Genomic DNA, 16,490 nt, shown 5'->3' with positions numbered 1-16,490 from the left:
CGCAGCGGGCGAGCCGTTGGGGGCAGAGCGGCCCAGGGACCGTACGGCTGTTACAGCGGGGGCAGCGAGGGCAGCATGCCGCCTTGCGCGGTCAGCGCGGAGCCGTCACGGCGTCCGGCGAGCCAACCGAGCAGATCGGGTCCGGAACCTCGGACGGTGACCTCGGGAGTGCCTGCCTCGCGGCCCGTGCTCCACGCGCGCGTGCCGTCCGTGAGACGCGTCGACGGCACATCGGGGTGCCCGGTGAACCGCTCCGCGAGGAAGTCGATCTCCCGCTCCACGAACTCCGCCGGCACATCCTCCAGCTCGTACCCGATCCCGAGGTCCACATGGTGCAGCTCCACCTCGACCCAGCGCCGGAACGGCACCCGGGCCGCCGCGTCGGTGACCCCGTTGCGCAGCTCCACCGTGCGTGACCAGTCCGCGGGGGCCGCTCCCGTCTCCTGGAAGCGGGCCCCGCTGTCGCGCACGTCGGTGAGCTGCACATCGAGGGGCCGAGGGGCGTCCCGCTCGATGTCGGCGTCCCGGGCGGTGGCGGAGACGTACATGGGCCGCCCCTCGAGGACGTTCACGAGGGCGTCGGCGTTGCGGGCGATATGGGCGAGGACGTGGCCGCGGCTCCAGCCGGGAAGCCGTGACGGCTCGGCCACCGACGCGTCGTCCAGCTTGGCCGCTGCGGTGAGCAGCCTTTCGGTCGCTTCACGTACAGACACCAGGTCACGAGCGTGATCAATCATGGTGCTGACATTAGCCCCGCCACACCTTTGGGTGAAGGTGGTGAACGAGTGCCGTAAATCGAATGCGCGTGCTATAGGGTCGGTCGTGACGTCGGGCATGCTGGATGGCTCGGGATTGTTGTCCCATTCGGGAATCCGACCGGCGTTGTCAGTGGCTCCCCCTAGTCTGAGGAACACGGGGGCCTAGTCCGAGAAAACACGGGGGCCTCGCCCCCTGTCACTTCTCTCAAGAAAGGTGCGGACCGGCGTGGCCGACCGTCTCATCGTCCGTGGCGCGCGCGAGCACAACCTGAAGAATGTCTCGCTCGACCTGCCGCGCGACTCGCTCATCGTCTTCACGGGCCTGTCGGGGTCGGGTAAGTCCTCGCTGGCCTTCGACACGATCTTCGCCGAGGGACAGCGGCGTTACGTGGAGTCGCTGTCGTCCTACGCCCGGCAGTTCCTCGGTCAGATGGACAAGCCGGACGTCGACTTCATCGAGGGTCTGTCCCCGGCCGTCTCCATCGACCAGAAGTCGACCTCGCGCAACCCGCGCTCGACGGTCGGCACCATCACCGAGGTCTACGACTATCTGCGTCTGCTCTTCGCGCGCATCGGCAAGCCGCACTGCCCCGAGTGCGGCCGCCCGATCTCGCGCCAGTCGCCGCAGGCCATCGTCGACAGGGTCCTGGAGCTGCCGGAGGGGAGCCGCTTCCAGGTCCTGTCGCCGCTGGTGCGCGAGCGCAAGGGCGAGTTCGTCGATCTCTTCGCCGACCTCCAGACCAAGGGCTACTCCCGCGCGCGTGTGGACGGCGAGACGATCCAGCTGTCCAACCCGCCCACGCTGAAGAAGCAGGAGAAGCACACCATCGAGGTGGTCGTCGACCGCCTCACGGTGAAGGACTCCGCCAAGCGCCGGCTCACCGACTCCGTGGAGACCGCCCTCGGCCTGTCCGGCGGCATGGTCGTGCTCGACTTCGTCGACCTCCCCGAGGACGACCCCGAGCGCGAGCGCATGTACTCGGAGCACCTGTACTGCCCGTACGACGACCTCTCCTTCGAGGAGCTGGAGCCGCGCTCCTTCTCCTTCAACTCGCCCTTCGGCGCCTGCCCCGAGTGCACCGGCATCGGCACGCGCATGGAGGTCGACCCCGAGCTGATCGTCCCGGACGAGGACAAGACCCTCGACGAGGGCGCCATCCACCCCTGGTCGCACGGTCACACCAAGGACTACTTCGGCCGTCTGATCGGCGCCCTCGCGGACGCGTTGGGATTCCGGACGGACATCCCGTTCGCGGGACTGCCGCAGCGCGCCAGGAAGGCCCTGCTGTACGGCCACAAGACGCAGATCGAGGTCCGCTACCGCAACCGTTACGGCCGCGAGCGGGTGTACACGACGCCGTTCGAAGGGGCCGTCCCCTTCGTCAAGCGCCGGCACAGCGAGGCGGAGAGCGACGCCAGCCGTGAGCGCTTCGAGGGCTACATGCGCGAGGTGCCCTGCCCCACCTGTGAGGGCACGCGCCTGAAGCCGATCGTCCTCGCGGTCACGATCATGGAGAAGTCGATCGCCGAGGTCTCCGCGATGTCCATCAGCGACTGCGCGGAATTCCTGGGCGAGCTGAAGCTCAACGCCCGCGACAAGAAGATCGCCGAGCGCGTGCTGAAGGAGGTCAACGAGCGGCTGCGGTTCCTGGTCGACGTCGGCCTGGACTACCTCTCACTCAACCGCGCGGCCGGCACGCTCTCCGGTGGCGAGGCCCAGCGCATCCGCCTGGCCACCCAGATCGGTTCCGGACTCGTCGGCGTGCTGTACGTGCTCGACGAGCCGTCCATCGGTCTGCATCAGCGCGACAACCACCGGCTGATCGAGACCCTGGTCCGGCTGCGCGACATGGGCAACACGCTCATCGTTGTCGAGCACGACGAGGACACCATCAAGGTCGCCGACTGGATCGTCGACATCGGCCCCGGCGCCGGTGAGCACGGCGGCAAGGTCGTGCACAGCGGCTCCCTGAAGGAGCTGCTCGCCAACGCCGAGTCGCAGACCGGTCAGTACCTGGCCGGCAAGAAGTCGATCCCGCTGCCCGACATCCGACGCCCGCACGACCCGTCCCGGCAGCTCACGGTGCACGGCGCCCGCGAGAACAACCTCCAGGACATCGACGTCTCGTTCCCCCTGGGAGTGTTCACCGCGGTCACCGGTGTGTCCGGCTCCGGCAAGTCCACGCTGGTCAACGACATCCTGTACACGCACCTCGCACGCGAGCTGAACGGCGCCCGCAGCGTGCCCGGGCGGCACACGCGGGTGGACGGCGACGACCTCGTGGACAAGGTCGTGCACGTCGACCAGTCGCCCATCGGCCGCACCCCGCGGTCGAACCCGGCGACGTACACCGGCGTGTTCGACCACATCCGCAAGCTGTTCGCCGAGACCACCGAGGCGAAGGTCCGCGGCTACATGCCGGGCCGCTTCTCCTTCAACGTCAAGGGCGGCCGCTGCGAGAACTGCGCGGGCGACGGCACCATCAAGATCGAGATGAACTTCCTCCCGGACGTCTACGTCCCGTGCGAGGTCTGCCACGGCGCCCGGTACAACCGGGAGACCCTGGAGGTCCACTACAAGGGCAAGTCCATCGCCGAGGTCCTGAACATGCCGATCGAGGAAGCCATGGACTTCTTCGAGGCCGTCCCGTCGATCAACCGTCACCTCAGGACGCTGAACGACGTCGGTCTCGGCTATGTCCGGCTCGGACAGTCCGCGACGACGCTGTCCGGCGGTGAGGCCCAGCGGGTGAAGCTCGCCAGCGAGCTGCAGAAGCGCTCCACCGGCCGCACGGTCTACGTTCTCGACGAGCCGACCACCGGTCTGCACTTCGAGGACATCAGCAAGCTGCTGAGGGTGCTGTCCGGCCTGGTCGACAAGGGCAACACGGTCATCGTCATCGAGCACAACCTCGACGTGATCAAGACCGCTGACTGGGTCGTGGACATGGGCCCCGAAGGTGGCGCCGGCGGTGGCCTCGTCATCGCCGAGGGCACCCCCGAGCAGGTTGCCGCGGTCCCCGCCAGCCACACCGGCAAGTTCCTGCGCGAGATCCTCGACGCCGACCGGATCAGCGACGCCGCCCCGGTGAAGGCGCCACGACGGACGGCCGCCAAGAAGACGGTCGCGGCAGGAGCGACGGCGAAGAAGACGGCGACGGCCAGGACCGCGAAGACGGTCAACAACAAGGCCACCGACAAGGCGGCCGGGGCCACGAAGAAGGCAGCTGCCGCGAAGAAGGCGACGCCCGCGAAGAAGGCGACGCGGGCCCGCAAGGCCTGAGGCTCACGAGCAACGAGCCCGGACACATCCTGAAAAAGTGCGGCGCCCCGCGGGAACTCCCCGCGGGGCGCCGCACGTTGGATCATCAGCGGCCCGATTCCTGCGGCTGCTACGAACCTTGACTGCTCAACAGTGGAATCGAATGGAACAGAAGGCCGCGCAGCGGAACGCCTCTTAGAAGTCCCCCACTTCGGAGGCATACGGCGGCTCGGCGCCCGCCCGGGAGCAGGTGATCGCGGCAGCCCGCGCCGCGAACCGCAGCAGCCGTGTCCAGCCGTCGGCGCCCAGCCCCGCGAGCGCCTCGGCGGACAGGGCGTCCTGGGCGGCCAGGCCGTGCAGCAGGGCCGCGTTCACGGTGTCGCCCGCACCGATCGTGTCCACGACGTCGACCTCCTCACCCGCCACGGAGTGCTCGGCGCCGTCCCGCGTGAAGGCGGTCAGCCCCTCACCGCCCCGAGTGATCACGACGGCCGAAGGCCCCGCGGCCAGCCACTCGCGCGGCGTGCCGCCCAGCCACAACGCGTCCTCCTCGGAGAGCTTCAGCAGCGACACCGACGGCAGCCAGCTCTTGAACCGGGCCCGGTATCCATCCGGGTCGGGGATGAGCCCGGCCCGGATGTTCGGGTCGAGCGCGGTGAACACCCCTTGCGAGGCAGCGCTGCGCATCAGCTCCTCATAGGCGCTCGCCCCCGGTTCCAGGACGAGCGAGCAGGTACCGAAGGACACAGCGCGGGCCCCCGCGGGCAGCTCGGCGGGCGCCGTGAAGAGCCGGTCGGCGGTGCCGTCGACGTAGAAGGAGTAGGCGGCAGAGCCCTTGGCGTCGATAGTGGCGACCGCGAGCGTGGTCGGCTCCACACCGCGCTGCACGGCCGACACATCCACCCCGGACGCCCGCAGCCCGTCGAGCAGGGCCTCACCGAAGGCGTCATAGGAGGTTCGGGAACAGAAGGCGGTGGGGGAGCCGAGGCGGCCGAGGGACACGGCGGTGTTGTAGGGGCCGCCGCCGAGCGCCGGCTTCAGGCTCGAGAGGGCGCCCGTGCCCTGCGGTACCAGGTCGATCAGGGCCTCACCTGCGACGACGATCACGAGACGGTTCCTTTCACGGACGTCAGGGGCTGTTCGGGACTGTCGGGTGTCGAGGGCTTGGCGGTGCCCGCGGACCTCGCGGATTTCTCGCGCCTCGCGGACCTCCCGGACCGCCCCGGCTCTTCGGCGCACCCGCACGAGGTGCGATGCACGAAGGTGCAGGGGAGACGTACGGTCCTGGCTGGTCCGTCCGGTGAGGCGAGGCGGTCCAGGAGCACGCGGACCGCCTGAGCGCCGATGTCCCGGCTGGGCTGGGCTATCGCGGTGAGCCTGGGCGAGAACAGGTCGGCCCAGGCGAAGTCGTCGAAGCAGCACAACGCGATGTCGCCGGGCACGGACAGACCGTGGTCACGCAGGGTGCGCAGGGCACCGATGGTCATCGCGTTGTTGGCGGTGACGAGCGCGGTGGGCGGAGCGGCGAGCGACAACAGCGCGGCGGTGGCCCGTTCGGCTGCGGCCGACTCGGAGTCGCCGTGTACGACGAGGCGCTCGTCGTACGCGAGCCCGGCCGCCGTCAGGCCGTCGCGGTACCCGGTGAGCCGTTCACCGGTCGTGCTGAGCCCCGGCAGACCGGCGACCAGGCCGATTCGACGGTGGCCGAGGTCCGCGAGATGGGTGACCAGCCGCGCCATGGGTTCGGCACTGTCGGCGCCGACCTGGTCGAACCTCGTCGAGCTGTCCGCCGGGGCGTCGACCACGCGGTCGAGGAGGACGGTCGGCACCTTGTGGCGCCCGAGATAGGCGAGGAGCTCGTGAGGCTCGGCGGAAGGAGCGACGATCATGCCGTCCACGCGGCGTTCATGCAGGAGCTGGACGACCTTGCGTTCATGCACGGGATCGTCGTGCGGGTCGGCGATGAGCAGGCCGTAGCCGTGTTCCAGGGCGCCCGCTTCGACGCCCTGGAGTATCTCGGTGAAGTAGGGGTTGCTGATCGCCGACACCGCGAGCCCGATGGACCGGGTTCGGGAGGTCACGAGGGAACGGGCGAGGGTGTTGGGTGTGTAGCCGAGCTCGTCCATGGCGTCCAGCACCGCTTGGCGGGTGTGGGGCAGCACCGGCCGGGTGCCGTTCAGCACATGCGAGACGGTCGCCACGGACACGCCGGCGCTCCGCGCGACGTCGGCCATGGTTGCCATCACGATCCCCTCCCTGTGCCGTGCCCCTCCCTGGGTCACCGCACCCCGCTCGCCGCGGGGTTCTGGCCGGGAACGTATCCCATTCGGCGCCGGACGTAAACGCTTGCGCAATCGTTTACGTCCCCTCCGTCAAGAGCCTGGGCCGGGCGAGCCTGGCAGAGGGGCGGCCGACGCCTCAGCTCACTCCCACTCCCACCCGATGCCCACGATCCCCGACCGCACCCGCGGCTCGACCAGGTGGACGGACCGGTGCGGTCCGCTGATGGCCAGCCCCTGACGGCCGCTGCGGGGCGCCGCCGCCGAGTGCTGGGAGAACCGGTGACAGCGGACGGGGAGGGCATTCTCGGCGAACCGGACCTGGAGAGCGTACTGGCCGCCCGCGAGCGGGAAGCCCCGGGCGTACTCGCGGGACACGTCGGCCGTGCCGTCCTCGACGCCGTAACGGAAGAGGTACGTGTCGCCCGCCCGCAGACGCGTACCGAAGAGCAGCTCCGCCACCAGGACGCCGGTGTCGTGGTGCCAACGGACCCGTCCCGTGCGGCAGTTCTCCACGGCGTGCACTGTCATGCGCTCCGGCACGCAGCCCGGGTCGCCGTGGTGGACGGCGACGAAGCGGTCCACACCGTCCCTGTGGGCGCGCACGATGTGGTGCGACTCGCGCCCCGCCAGCTCGCGGCGCGCCCCGATGTGTACCCGCTCGTGGTGGGCGAGGGTGTGCAGGCCGCCGTCGGTCGGGCAGTCCAGTTCGGCCAGGAGCTGTTCCAGGACCCCCGAGGCCTCCACCAGGGAGCGGTAGGAGCGGGCCGCCGGCTGCTGCAGGGTGGAGTGGTCGTCGGCCTCGGCGAGCAGCCGGATCAGGGACTCCTCCGGAAGCTGGAGTATCTCCTCCAACGCCCGCACCGCACGCAGTGACTCGGGGCGCTGGGGCCGACGGGCCCCCTGCTGCCAGTAGCTCAGGCTGGTGACGCCGACCCTCACCCCGCGCCGGGACAGATGGTGCTGCACCCGCTGCAGCGGCAGTCCCCGGGCGGCTATCGCCGCACGCAGGGCGACGTGAAAGGGGCCGCCTCGCAGGGCCGTGTCCAGTTCCGCGGTGGCGACGGTGGGGACGTCCGCGTGCTGAGTGGCGTGCGGCATGCAGGGGCCTTTCTGTGGTTGTTCACAACGGCTGGTCAGACCGGTCGCGCGGCTCGTCGGGGCCACCCCGTAGGCGCGGCGGGGGTCTTCACATCCGTACGCCGTCGTTCAGGGCCCCGAGTTCCACCGCATTGAAGCGTGTTGACCAAGTCCCGACAACACCTGCCGCCCAACAGCCGCGCACCCTGGCCGAGTCCCGACGCCGCTGCCCGCGCGGTCCTCTCAAGTCGCGGTGCCGGTCCTGGTGTTGCCCCCGCCGGCGGAGGTTCTGCCCGGTGACCAGGCAGGGGCCATGTCGGTGCGTGGGCTCACCAGGCACAGCTCCGCCTGCGACCGTGCCCCCGACGGAGCCCGCGGCCGAGGTCACCCGTCCATTCACGCCGACGGCGGCCACCCGCGCGCACAGCGCCGGTGTGCTCGTCGTCACGTGCGCCAGTGAGACGGACCGCGCGTACACCAGTGAAATGGACCGCACGTACGCCAGTGAGACGGACCGCGCAGCCGAGGGTGATCCACCGGTCAGTCCACCAGGGCCGCGACTCGCGGGGGCCGGCGCCGACCACCGCCGTGTCCTGGCCGTTCTCGCCTTCCTGGAGTCCCGCCGAACGGCCGGTCCCGTTGTCCGCAGCCTCGCCGGAGTGTCAGCGGGCGCCAGTAGGGTGTGAGACATGGCCGACCCCTCCAGCTACCGCCCCAAGCCGGGACAGATCCCGGACTCGCCCGGGGTGTACAGGTTCCGTGACGAGCACCGCCGGGTGATCTACGTCGGAAAGGCGAAGAGCCTGCGCCAGCGCCTGGCGAACTACTTCCAGGACCTCGCGGGTCTGCATCCGCGCACCCGCTCGATGGTCACCACGGCCGCGTCCGTGGAGTGGACAGTGGTGTCCACGGAGGTCGAGGCCCTGCAGCTGGAGTACTCCTGGATCAAGGAGTACGACCCCCGGTTCAACGTCAAGTACCGAGACGACAAGAGCTACCCGTACCTCGCGGTGACGATGAACGAGGAGTTCCCGCGCGTGCAGGTGATGCGCGGTCACAAGAAGAAGGGCGTCAGGTATTTCGGGCCGTACGCGCACGCGTGGGCGATCCGCGACACCGTCGACCTCCTCCTGCGCGTCTTCCCCGTGCGCACCTGCTCGGCAGGCGTCTTCAAGAACGCCCGCCGCACCGGCCGCCCCTGCCTGCTCGGCTACATCGGCAAGTGCTCCGCCCCCTGCGTGGACCGCGTCTCCGCCGAGGAGCACCGCGAACTGGCCGATGAGTTCTGCGACTTCATGACCGGCCGCACGAGCACTTATCTGCGCCGCCTGGAGAAGCAGATGACGGAGGCGGCCGACGAGATGGCGTACGAGCGCGCCGCCCGCCTGCGCGACGACATCGAGGCCCTGAAGAAGGCCATGGAGAAGAACGCGGTCGTGCTCGCCGACGCGACCGACGCCGACCTCATCGCGGTCGCCGAGGACGAGCTCGAGGCGGCCGTGCAGATCTTCCACGTCCGCGGCGGCCGGGTGCGCGGCCAGCGCGGCTGGGTGACCGACAAGGTCGAGGAGATCACCACCGGCGCCCTCGTCGAGCACGCGCTCCAGCAGCTCTATGGCGAGGAGACCGGGGACGCCGTGCCCAAGGAGGTCCTCGTCCCCGCCCTGCCCGACCCGGTGGAGCCCGTGCAGGAGTGGCTGACCGGCCGGCGCGGCTCGGGCGTCTCCCTGCGCATCCCCCAGCGAGGCGACAAGCGCGCCCTCATGGAGACCGTGGAGCGCAACGCCCAGCAGGCGCTCGTCCTGCACAAGACCAAGCGCGCCTCCGACCTGACCACGCGCTCGCGTGCACTGGAGGAGATCGCCGACGCCCTCGACCTGGACAGCGCCCCACTCAGGATCGAGTGCTACGACATCTCCCACCTTCAGGGCGACGACGTCGTGGCCTCCATGGTCGTCTTCGAAGACGGCCTCCAGCGCAAGAGCGAGTACCGCCGCTTCCAGATCAAGGGCTTCGAGGGCCAGGACGACGTTCGCTCCATGCACGAGGTGATCACCCGTCGCTTCCGGCGCTACCTCGCGGAGAAGGAGAAGACGGGCGAGTGGGCCGACGGTGAGAACAGCCTCGGTGACACGTCGACCGGCCCCCTCACCGACACCTCCTCCGCGCCCATCGCCGACGGCCTCGACGACGACGTCACCGACGGCCGGGGCAACGGCCTCAAGGAGGACGACGGCCGGCCCAAGCGCTTCGCCTACCCGCCGCAGCTCGTCGTCGTCGACGGCGGACAGCCGCAGGTCGCGGCCGCCCAGCGGGCCCTGGACGAGCTCGGCATCGACGACATCGCCGTCTGCGGCCTCGCCAAGCGCCTGGAGGAGGTCTGGCTGCCCGGCGAGGACGACCCGGTCGTCCTGCCCCGCACCAGCGAGGGCCTCTATCTGCTCCAGCGCGTCCGGGACGAGGCGCACCGCTTCGCGATCACCTACCAGCGCACCAAGCGGGCCAAGCGTTTCCGGTCCAGCCCGCTGGACGACGTCCCCGGCCTCGGTGAGACCCGCAAGCAGGCGCTGATCAAGCACTTCGGTTCGGTGAAGAGGCTGCGATCCGCGACAATCGACCAGATCTGCGAGGTTCCGGGCATAGGTCGCAAGACAGCCGAGGCGATCGCCATCGCCTTCGCTCGGGCGGCCCCGGCCGCACCCGCCGTGAACACGGCGACTGGAGAGATCATGGAAGACGAGGAATCCGATACGACGGCGGAGACCTCGGGGGAGCCCGTGTCCGCGGGCGCCCCGGACGAACGACGGGGGCAGGAGAGATGAGCGAGCACGAGACACAACCCACAGGCGAGCGAGATGAACAGGCTCAGGACACGCACAGGAAGGACGGCGAGGATCTCACCCAGCAGGACGCACCCCAGGAAGACGGAGCACAGGTGAGTACGGGCGCCGACGCAGCCGGGGTCCCCGAGGCGGCCATCCCCGAGCTGGTGATCATCTCCGGCATGTCGGGGGCCGGCCGCTCGACGGCAGCCAAGTGTCTGGAGGACCTCGGCTGGTTCGTCGTCGACAACCTCCCGCCCGCGCTGATCCCCACCATGGTGGAGCTCGGCGCCCGCTCCCAGGGCAACGTGGCGCGGATCGCGGTGGTCGTCGACGTCCGCGGCCGCCGCTTCTTCGACAACCTCCGTGAGTCGCTGTCCGACCTCGACACCCGGGGTGTGACACGCCGGATCGTCTTCCTGGAGTCCTCGGACGACGCCCTGGTGCGCCGCTTCGAGTCGGTGCGCCGTCCGCACCCCCTCCAGGGCGACGGCCGCATCGTCGACGGCATCGCCGCCGAACGCGAACTGCTGCGCGAGCTGCGCGGCGACGCCGACCTGGTGATCGACACCTCCAGCCTCAACGTGCACGAGCTGCGGGCCAAGATGGACGCCCAGTTCGCCGGCGACGAGGAGCCCGAGCTGCGGGCCACGGTCATGTCCTTCGGCTTCAAGTACGGCCTCCCGGTCGACGCCGACCTGGTCGTGGACATGCGCTTCCTGCCCAACCCGCACTGGGTCCCGGAGCTGCGCCCCTTCACCGGCCTCAACGAGGAGGTGTCGGCGTACGTCTTCAACCAGCCCGGCGCGAAGGAATTCATCGACCGCTACTCCGAGCTGCTCCAGCTCATCGCGGCCGGATACCGCCGTGAGGGCAAGCGGTACGTGACCATCGCGGTCGGCTGCACCGGCGGCAAGCACCGCTCGGTCGCCACCTCCGAAAAGCTCGCCGCCCGCCTCGCCTCCCAGGGCGTGGAGACGGTGGTCGTACACCGGGACATGGGACGGGAATGACGGGACGTACACCGCGGCTGGGCAGGCTGCGCCGGGCGGTGCCCGAGTCACGCGCCGCCCGACCCGCCGAGGCCCGTGGCGCCAGGCCACGCCGCCGGGGCGCCCAGCCCAAGGTCGTCGCCCTCGGCGGCGGCATGGGCCTTTCCGCCTCGCTCGCCGCGCTGCGCCGGATCACCGGCGATCTCACCGCCGTCGTCACCGTGGCGGATGACGGCGGCTCCAGCGGGCGCCTGCGTGACGAGCTGGGCGTGCTGCCGCCCGGCGACCTGCGCAAGGCGCTGGCCGCGCTGTGCGGCGACGACGACTGGGGCCAGACCTGGTCCCGCGTCATCCAGCACCGCTTCCACTCCAAGGGCGACCTGCACGACCACGCGGTCGGCAACCTGCTGATCGTCGCCCTGTGGGAGCAGCTCGGCGACCACGTCCAGGCCCTCGACCTGGTCGGCAAGCTGCTCGGCGCGCACGGGCGCGTGCTGCCCATGTCCGCCGTGCCGCTGGAGCTGCAGGCCCTGGTCAAGGGGCACGACCCGGACCGGCCCGAGGAGGTCGACACCGTCCGCGGGCAGGCGAACGTCGCCCTCACCTGCGGTGAGGTGCAGTCGGTGCACGTGGTGCCGCACGACCCGCCCGCCGTTCCGGAGGCCGTCGCCGCCGTCCGGGACGCGGACTGGGTGGTGCTCGGCCCCGGGTCCTGGTTCTCCTCGGTCATCCCGCACCTGCTCGTGCCGGAACTCCTGGACGCCCTCACCGAGACGAAGGCCCGCCGGGTACTCTCCCTGAACCTCGCGCCGCAGCCGGGAGAAACCGAAGGCTTCTCACCGCAGCGTCATTTGGAGGTTTTGGGGCGACACGCCCCTAAACTCGCCCTGGACGTGGTGCTGGCCGACGAGGCTGCCGTGCCCGACCGCGATGTGCTCACCGAGGCGGCCAAGCGGCTCGGCGCCGCGGTCGAGCTGGCCCCGGTGGCCCGGACGGACGGGACGCCCCGGCACGACCCGGAGCTGCTCGCCGCCGCGTACGACCGTATTTTTCGGATGCATGGAAGGATCGGCCCATGGCGATGACGGCAGCGGTGAAGGATGAGATCTCCCGGCTCCCCGTCACCCGGACCTGCTGCAGGAAGGCGGAGGTCTCCGCCATTCTGCGGTTCGCCGGCGGCCTCCATCTGGTGAGCGGGCGCATTGTGATCGAGGCGGAGCTGGACACCGCGATGGCGGCGCGCCGGCTCAAGCGGGACATCCTGGAGATCTTCGGCCACAGCTCCGAGCTGATCGTGATGGCGCCGGGCGGGCTGCGCCGCGGTTCGCGCTACGTCGTACGGGTGGTCGCCGGCGGTGACCAGCTGGCCCGGCAGACCGGCCTGGTCGACGGGCGGGGCCGCCCGATTCGCGGCCTGCCCCCGCAGGTGGTGTCCGGGGCCACCTGTGACGCCGAGGCCGCCTGGCGCGGTGCGTTCCTGGCGCACGGCTCGCTCACCGAGCCCGGCCGCTCCTCCTCCCTGGAAGTGACCTGCCCGGGCCCCGAGGCCGCGCTCGCCCTGGTCGGCGCGGCCCGTCGGCTGTCGATCGCGGCGAAGGCCCGCGAGGTGCGCGGCGTGGACCGCGTGGTCGTCCGGGACGGCGACGCGATCGGCGCCCTGCTGACCCGCCTCGGTGCGCACGAGTCCGTGCTGGCCTGGGAGGAGCGCCGGATGCGCCGCGAGGTCCGCGCCACGGCGAACCGCCTCGCCAACTTCGACGACGCCAACCTCCGCCGCTCCGCCCGTGCGGCCGTCGCCGCCGGCGCCCGTGTACAGCGCGCCCTGGAGATCCTCGGCGAGGAGGTCCCCGAGCACCTCGCGGCCGCCGGCCGACTGCGCATGGAGCACAAGCAGGCCTCCCTCGAAGAGCTGGGCGCCCTCGCGGACCCGCCGCTGACGAAGGACGCCGTCGCCGGCCGTATCCGCCGACTGCTGGCCATGGCCGACAAGCGGGCTCAGGACCTGGGCATCCCGGGCACGGAGGCGAACCTCTCGGATGAGCTGGCGGACAACCTCGTGGGGTGAGGTGAGGGCTCGTCAACCCGCCGGTGCCGATGTCCACTTGGGAGGTCGGCACCGGTATTTGTCAGTCTTTGCGGCACTCTTGACGGGACCGTGATGTGGCATGAGCCTGGCAGTCATTCGTCACTGTGGCGAAACACTGCTAGGGGGGTTCATGAGACCCAGAGCGAGATCGATCCTCGCTGCCGGTGCGCTCCTGATAGGCGGAGCGAGTATCGCACCGATCGCCCAGGCGCAACCGGGAAGTTCACAAGATAGCGACCCGAGCGAAGTCAAGGTCTTCCGCGCCGAAGTCACCAAGAAGCAGGTACCCCTGCTGCTGGCGGCCGGTCAGGACGGCCACGAACTCAGTGAGCAGGCGCCCGAGAAGGGCAAGGCCACCGTCGAGGTCTACCTCACCGACGACCAGGCCGAGAAGCTGGAGAAGCAGGGCGTCGAGCTCACCGAGCACGACCTCTCCGCCAGTGCTGAGGCCCGTACCGAGAAGGCCGCGGAGGGCGTGTACCGCCCGTACAGCGGTAGCGGGGGGCTCAAGGAGGAGATCGTCCGGACGGGGCAGGAGAACCCCGGCCTCACCAAGGTCGTCTCCATCGGCAAGACAGTGGGCGGCCAGGACATCCTGGCGCTCAAGCTCACCAAGAACGCCAAGAAGACGAAGGACGGCTCCAAGCCCTCCGTCCTGTACGCCTCCAACCAGCACGCGCGCGAGTGGATCACGCCGGAGATGACCCGGCGCCTGATGCACCACTACCTGGACAACTACAAGACGGACAAGCGCGTCAAGAAGATCGTCGACTCGACCGAGCTGTGGTTCGTCCTCTCGGCCAACCCCGACGGCTACGACTACACCTTCCGGGACTCCAGCACCCGCCTGTGGCGCAAGAACCTGCGTGACATCAACGGCGACGGCGCCATCAGCACCGGCGACGGCGTCGACCTCAACCGCAACTTCCCCTACAAGTGGGGCTACGACGACGAGGGTTCGTCCCCGAACCCCACCAGCGAGACCTACCGCGGCGCCGCCCCGGGCTCCGAGCCGGAGACGAAGGCGCTGGACGCCTTGGAGCGCCGTATCGGCTTCGACTACGGCATCAACTACCACTCCGCCGCCGAACTCATCCTGTACGGGGTCGGCTGGCAGGTGGCGACCAACACTCCGGACGACGTCCTCTACAAGGCCCTCGCCGGCACGCCGGACAACCCCGCGATCCCGGGCTACCACCCGCAGGTCTCCTCGGAGCTCTACACGACGAACGGCGAGGCGGACGGCCACGCCTCCAACGTCAACGGCATCGCGATGTTCACGCCCGAGATGTCGACCTGCCAGACCGCGTCGAACATCGACCCGAACGACCAGTGGAACGCCCGGGACTGCCAGTCGGTCTTCAACTTCCCGGACGACGAGAAGCTGATCCAGCAGGAGTTCGCCAAGAACGTCCCGTTCGCGCTCTCCGTCGCCGAGTCCGCCGCGCACCCCGACCAGCCGTCCTCCTCGCTCGGCCTGAAGGCCGCCGACTTCACCCCGGCACCCTTCACCACGTCGTACTCCCGCGGCGCCGACCAGGAGGTCTCCGTCGTCGTCCGCAAGTCCGTGCGCGACAAGGAACTCAAGTACCGCGTCAACGGCGGCCGTACGCACGACATGGCGCTCAGGCCCTGGAAGGGCGGCGAGACGTACGGCGGTGAGGACAACCTCTACTTCGACGAGTACCGCGCCAAGGTCGCCGACGGCGACCGGGGCGACAAGGTCGAGGTGTGGTTCACCGGCGAGACCAGGAGCGGAAAGAAGGTCTCCAGCGAGCACTTCACCTACACCGTGGCCGAACGGCCGCGCGCGGACGTCCTCGTGGTCGCGGAGGAAGGCGCCGGCGCCGCCCACGCGCAGAAGTACGTCGACGCGCTCAAGGCCAACGGCCACCGGGCGATCGTCTGGGACGTCGCCACTCAGGGCGCGCCCGACGCCCTCGGCGTGCTCGGCCACTTCGACACGGTCGTCCACTACACCGGCGCGAACGTCCCCGGTAACGCCACCCAACTCCAGCTGCGTGCCTACCTCAACGAGGGCGGCAAGCTGATGGAGGCGGGCGAGCAGGCCGGCGGCAACGTCGACCTCGGCGGTGGCACCCTGTCGAACGACTTCAGCCAGTACTACCTGGGCGCCTACTCCCGTACGTCGCTCCCCGGCGCCACCGGCTTCACCGGTTCCGGCGAGCTCGGCGGCTTCACCGGAGTGCTCGGCGACGCCACGGGCAACCCGCTGGACAAGGCCGGGAGTTACAGCGTCACCTCGGACCAGTTGGCCGTCGACACGTACCCGCAGTTCGCCAGCGCGGGCGCGGGCCAGTTCGCCGGAACGGTCAACCCGTACGGCCCCTACGCGGGTTCGTGGATGGCGGCCGCCGTGCACACCGACGACGCCTACAAGCGGCTCACCAGGACCGTCGACCTCACCGGTGTGACCGCGGCACAGCAGCCGACCCTGCGCACCCAGTTGCTGTGGGACGTCGAGCCCGGTTACGACAACGTCCTGATCGAGGCTCACACCACCGGCGGTGAGGACTGGACGACGCTTCCCGAGAAGGGCGGAGCCAGCAGCAACACGGTGCCCGCGGAGTGCGAGGCCGGCTTCTACATGGCCGAGCACCCCTGGCTCAAGCACTACCTGACGCAGTCGGCCGCGGGCTGCACCGCGTCCGGCACCAGCGGCCAGTGGAACGCCCTCACCGGCGCCTCCGCGGGCTGGAAGCAGGTGGAGTTCGACCTGAGCGCGTATGCCGGCAAGTCGGTCGAGATCTCGATCAGCTATGTCTCCGACCCCGGCTTCGGCGGTCGCGGCGTCCTCGCCGACCAGGCCGCGCTCGTCGTCGGCGGCACGGCCACCGGGACCGAGGACTTCGAGACGTCGCTCGGCGCCTGGAGCGTGACCGGACCGCCCGCGGGCAGCCCGGCCGTCCTCAAGGACTGGGCGCGCACCGGGGCGCTGTTCCAGACGTACGGTGCGATCACCACGGACGACACGGTGCTGCTGGGCTTCGGCCTGGAACACGTCACCGCGGCGGCCGACCGAACGGCGCTCATCGGAAAGGCCCTCGACTCACTTGACGAGTGACACGCCGAGGTCAACCGTGCGCAACGCACAGTGACCAAATCGAGTGATCCCGGCTTCCGGGCGGGGCGGTCCGTACCCCTACTGGCGGGTACGGACCGCCGTGCCGTGTATGAGGCATCTGGATGT

The 16,490-nt window shown here is 70.1% G+C and carries 10 protein-coding genes; 6 read left to right on the top strand and 4 right to left on the bottom strand.

The genetic code is table 11. From position 1 onward, the window contains the following. Window positions 1–50: 50 nt before the first annotated feature. Window positions 51–737, bottom strand: a complete 687-nt coding sequence (locus AB5J55_RS10065; protein ID WP_369270318.1) for a maleylpyruvate isomerase family mycothiol-dependent enzyme — start codon at window positions 735–737, stop codon at window positions 51–53. Between the two features lie 247 nt (window positions 738–984). Between AB5J55_RS10065 and uvrA the strand changes: the two genes are divergently transcribed. Beyond that, complete coding sequence (gene uvrA, locus AB5J55_RS10060) at window positions 985–4,041, top strand: excinuclease ABC subunit UvrA (RefSeq protein WP_369270317.1); 3,057 nt, start codon at window positions 985–987, stop codon at window positions 4,039–4,041. Between the two features lie 174 nt (window positions 4,042–4,215). On the opposite strand, the gene AB5J55_RS10055 is transcribed toward uvrA, so the two are convergent. From AB5J55_RS10055 to AB5J55_RS10045, 3 genes are all read right to left on the bottom strand, one after another. After that, the gene (locus AB5J55_RS10055) at window positions 4,216–5,127 is read right to left on the bottom strand and encodes a carbohydrate kinase (RefSeq protein WP_369270316.1); all 912 of its coding nucleotides are present in this window, start codon (window positions 5,125–5,127) and stop codon (window positions 4,216–4,218) included. Further along, complete coding sequence (locus AB5J55_RS10050; protein WP_369276145.1) at window positions 5,124–6,263, bottom strand: LacI family DNA-binding transcriptional regulator; 1,140 nt, start codon at window positions 6,261–6,263, stop codon at window positions 5,124–5,126. Before AB5J55_RS10050 ends, AB5J55_RS10055 begins: the two co-directional genes overlap by 4 nt. A 180-nt stretch (window positions 6,264–6,443) precedes the next feature. After that, window positions 6,444–7,400, bottom strand: a complete 957-nt coding sequence (locus AB5J55_RS10045; RefSeq protein WP_369270315.1) for a hypothetical protein — start codon at window positions 7,398–7,400, stop codon at window positions 6,444–6,446. Window positions 7,401–8,068: 668 nt separating this feature from the next. Here AB5J55_RS10045 and uvrC point away from each other — a divergent pair. The 5 genes from uvrC (at window position 8,069) to AB5J55_RS10020 (ending at window position 16,364) form a co-directional block, all read left to right on the top strand. After that, on the top strand, window positions 8,069–10,201 hold the full coding sequence (gene uvrC / locus AB5J55_RS10040; RefSeq protein ID WP_369270314.1) for an excinuclease ABC subunit UvrC: 2,133 nt from the start codon (window positions 8,069–8,071) through the stop codon (window positions 10,199–10,201). Continuing rightward, window positions 10,198–11,214 (top strand): RNase adapter RapZ, encoded by a 1,017-nt coding sequence (gene rapZ, locus AB5J55_RS10035; protein ID WP_369270313.1) that lies wholly within the window; start codon window positions 10,198–10,200, stop codon window positions 11,212–11,214. Before uvrC ends, rapZ begins: the two co-directional genes overlap by 4 nt. After that, complete coding sequence (gene yvcK, locus AB5J55_RS10030) at window positions 11,211–12,278, top strand: uridine diphosphate-N-acetylglucosamine-binding protein YvcK (protein WP_369270312.1); 1,068 nt, start codon at window positions 11,211–11,213, stop codon at window positions 12,276–12,278. The genes rapZ and yvcK overlap by 4 nt, the downstream gene beginning before the upstream one ends. Next, complete coding sequence (whiA, locus tag AB5J55_RS10025; RefSeq protein WP_055621477.1) at window positions 12,269–13,258, top strand: DNA-binding protein WhiA; 990 nt, start codon at window positions 12,269–12,271, stop codon at window positions 13,256–13,258. Before yvcK ends, whiA begins: the two co-directional genes overlap by 10 nt. Window positions 13,259–13,409: 151 nt before the next feature. After that, entirely contained in the window at window positions 13,410–16,364 is a 2,955-nt protein-coding gene (locus AB5J55_RS10020) for a M14 family zinc carboxypeptidase (protein ID WP_369270311.1), read from the top strand. Window positions 16,365–16,490 lie beyond the last annotated feature (126 nt).

Origin of the sequence: Streptomyces sp. R11, from assembly GCF_041051905.1 — a bacterium.
In the GTDB taxonomy this organism is placed as follows: domain Bacteria; phylum Actinomycetota; class Actinomycetes; order Streptomycetales; family Streptomycetaceae; genus Streptomyces.
This window is presented reverse-complemented; position numbering and strand designations above follow the sequence as displayed.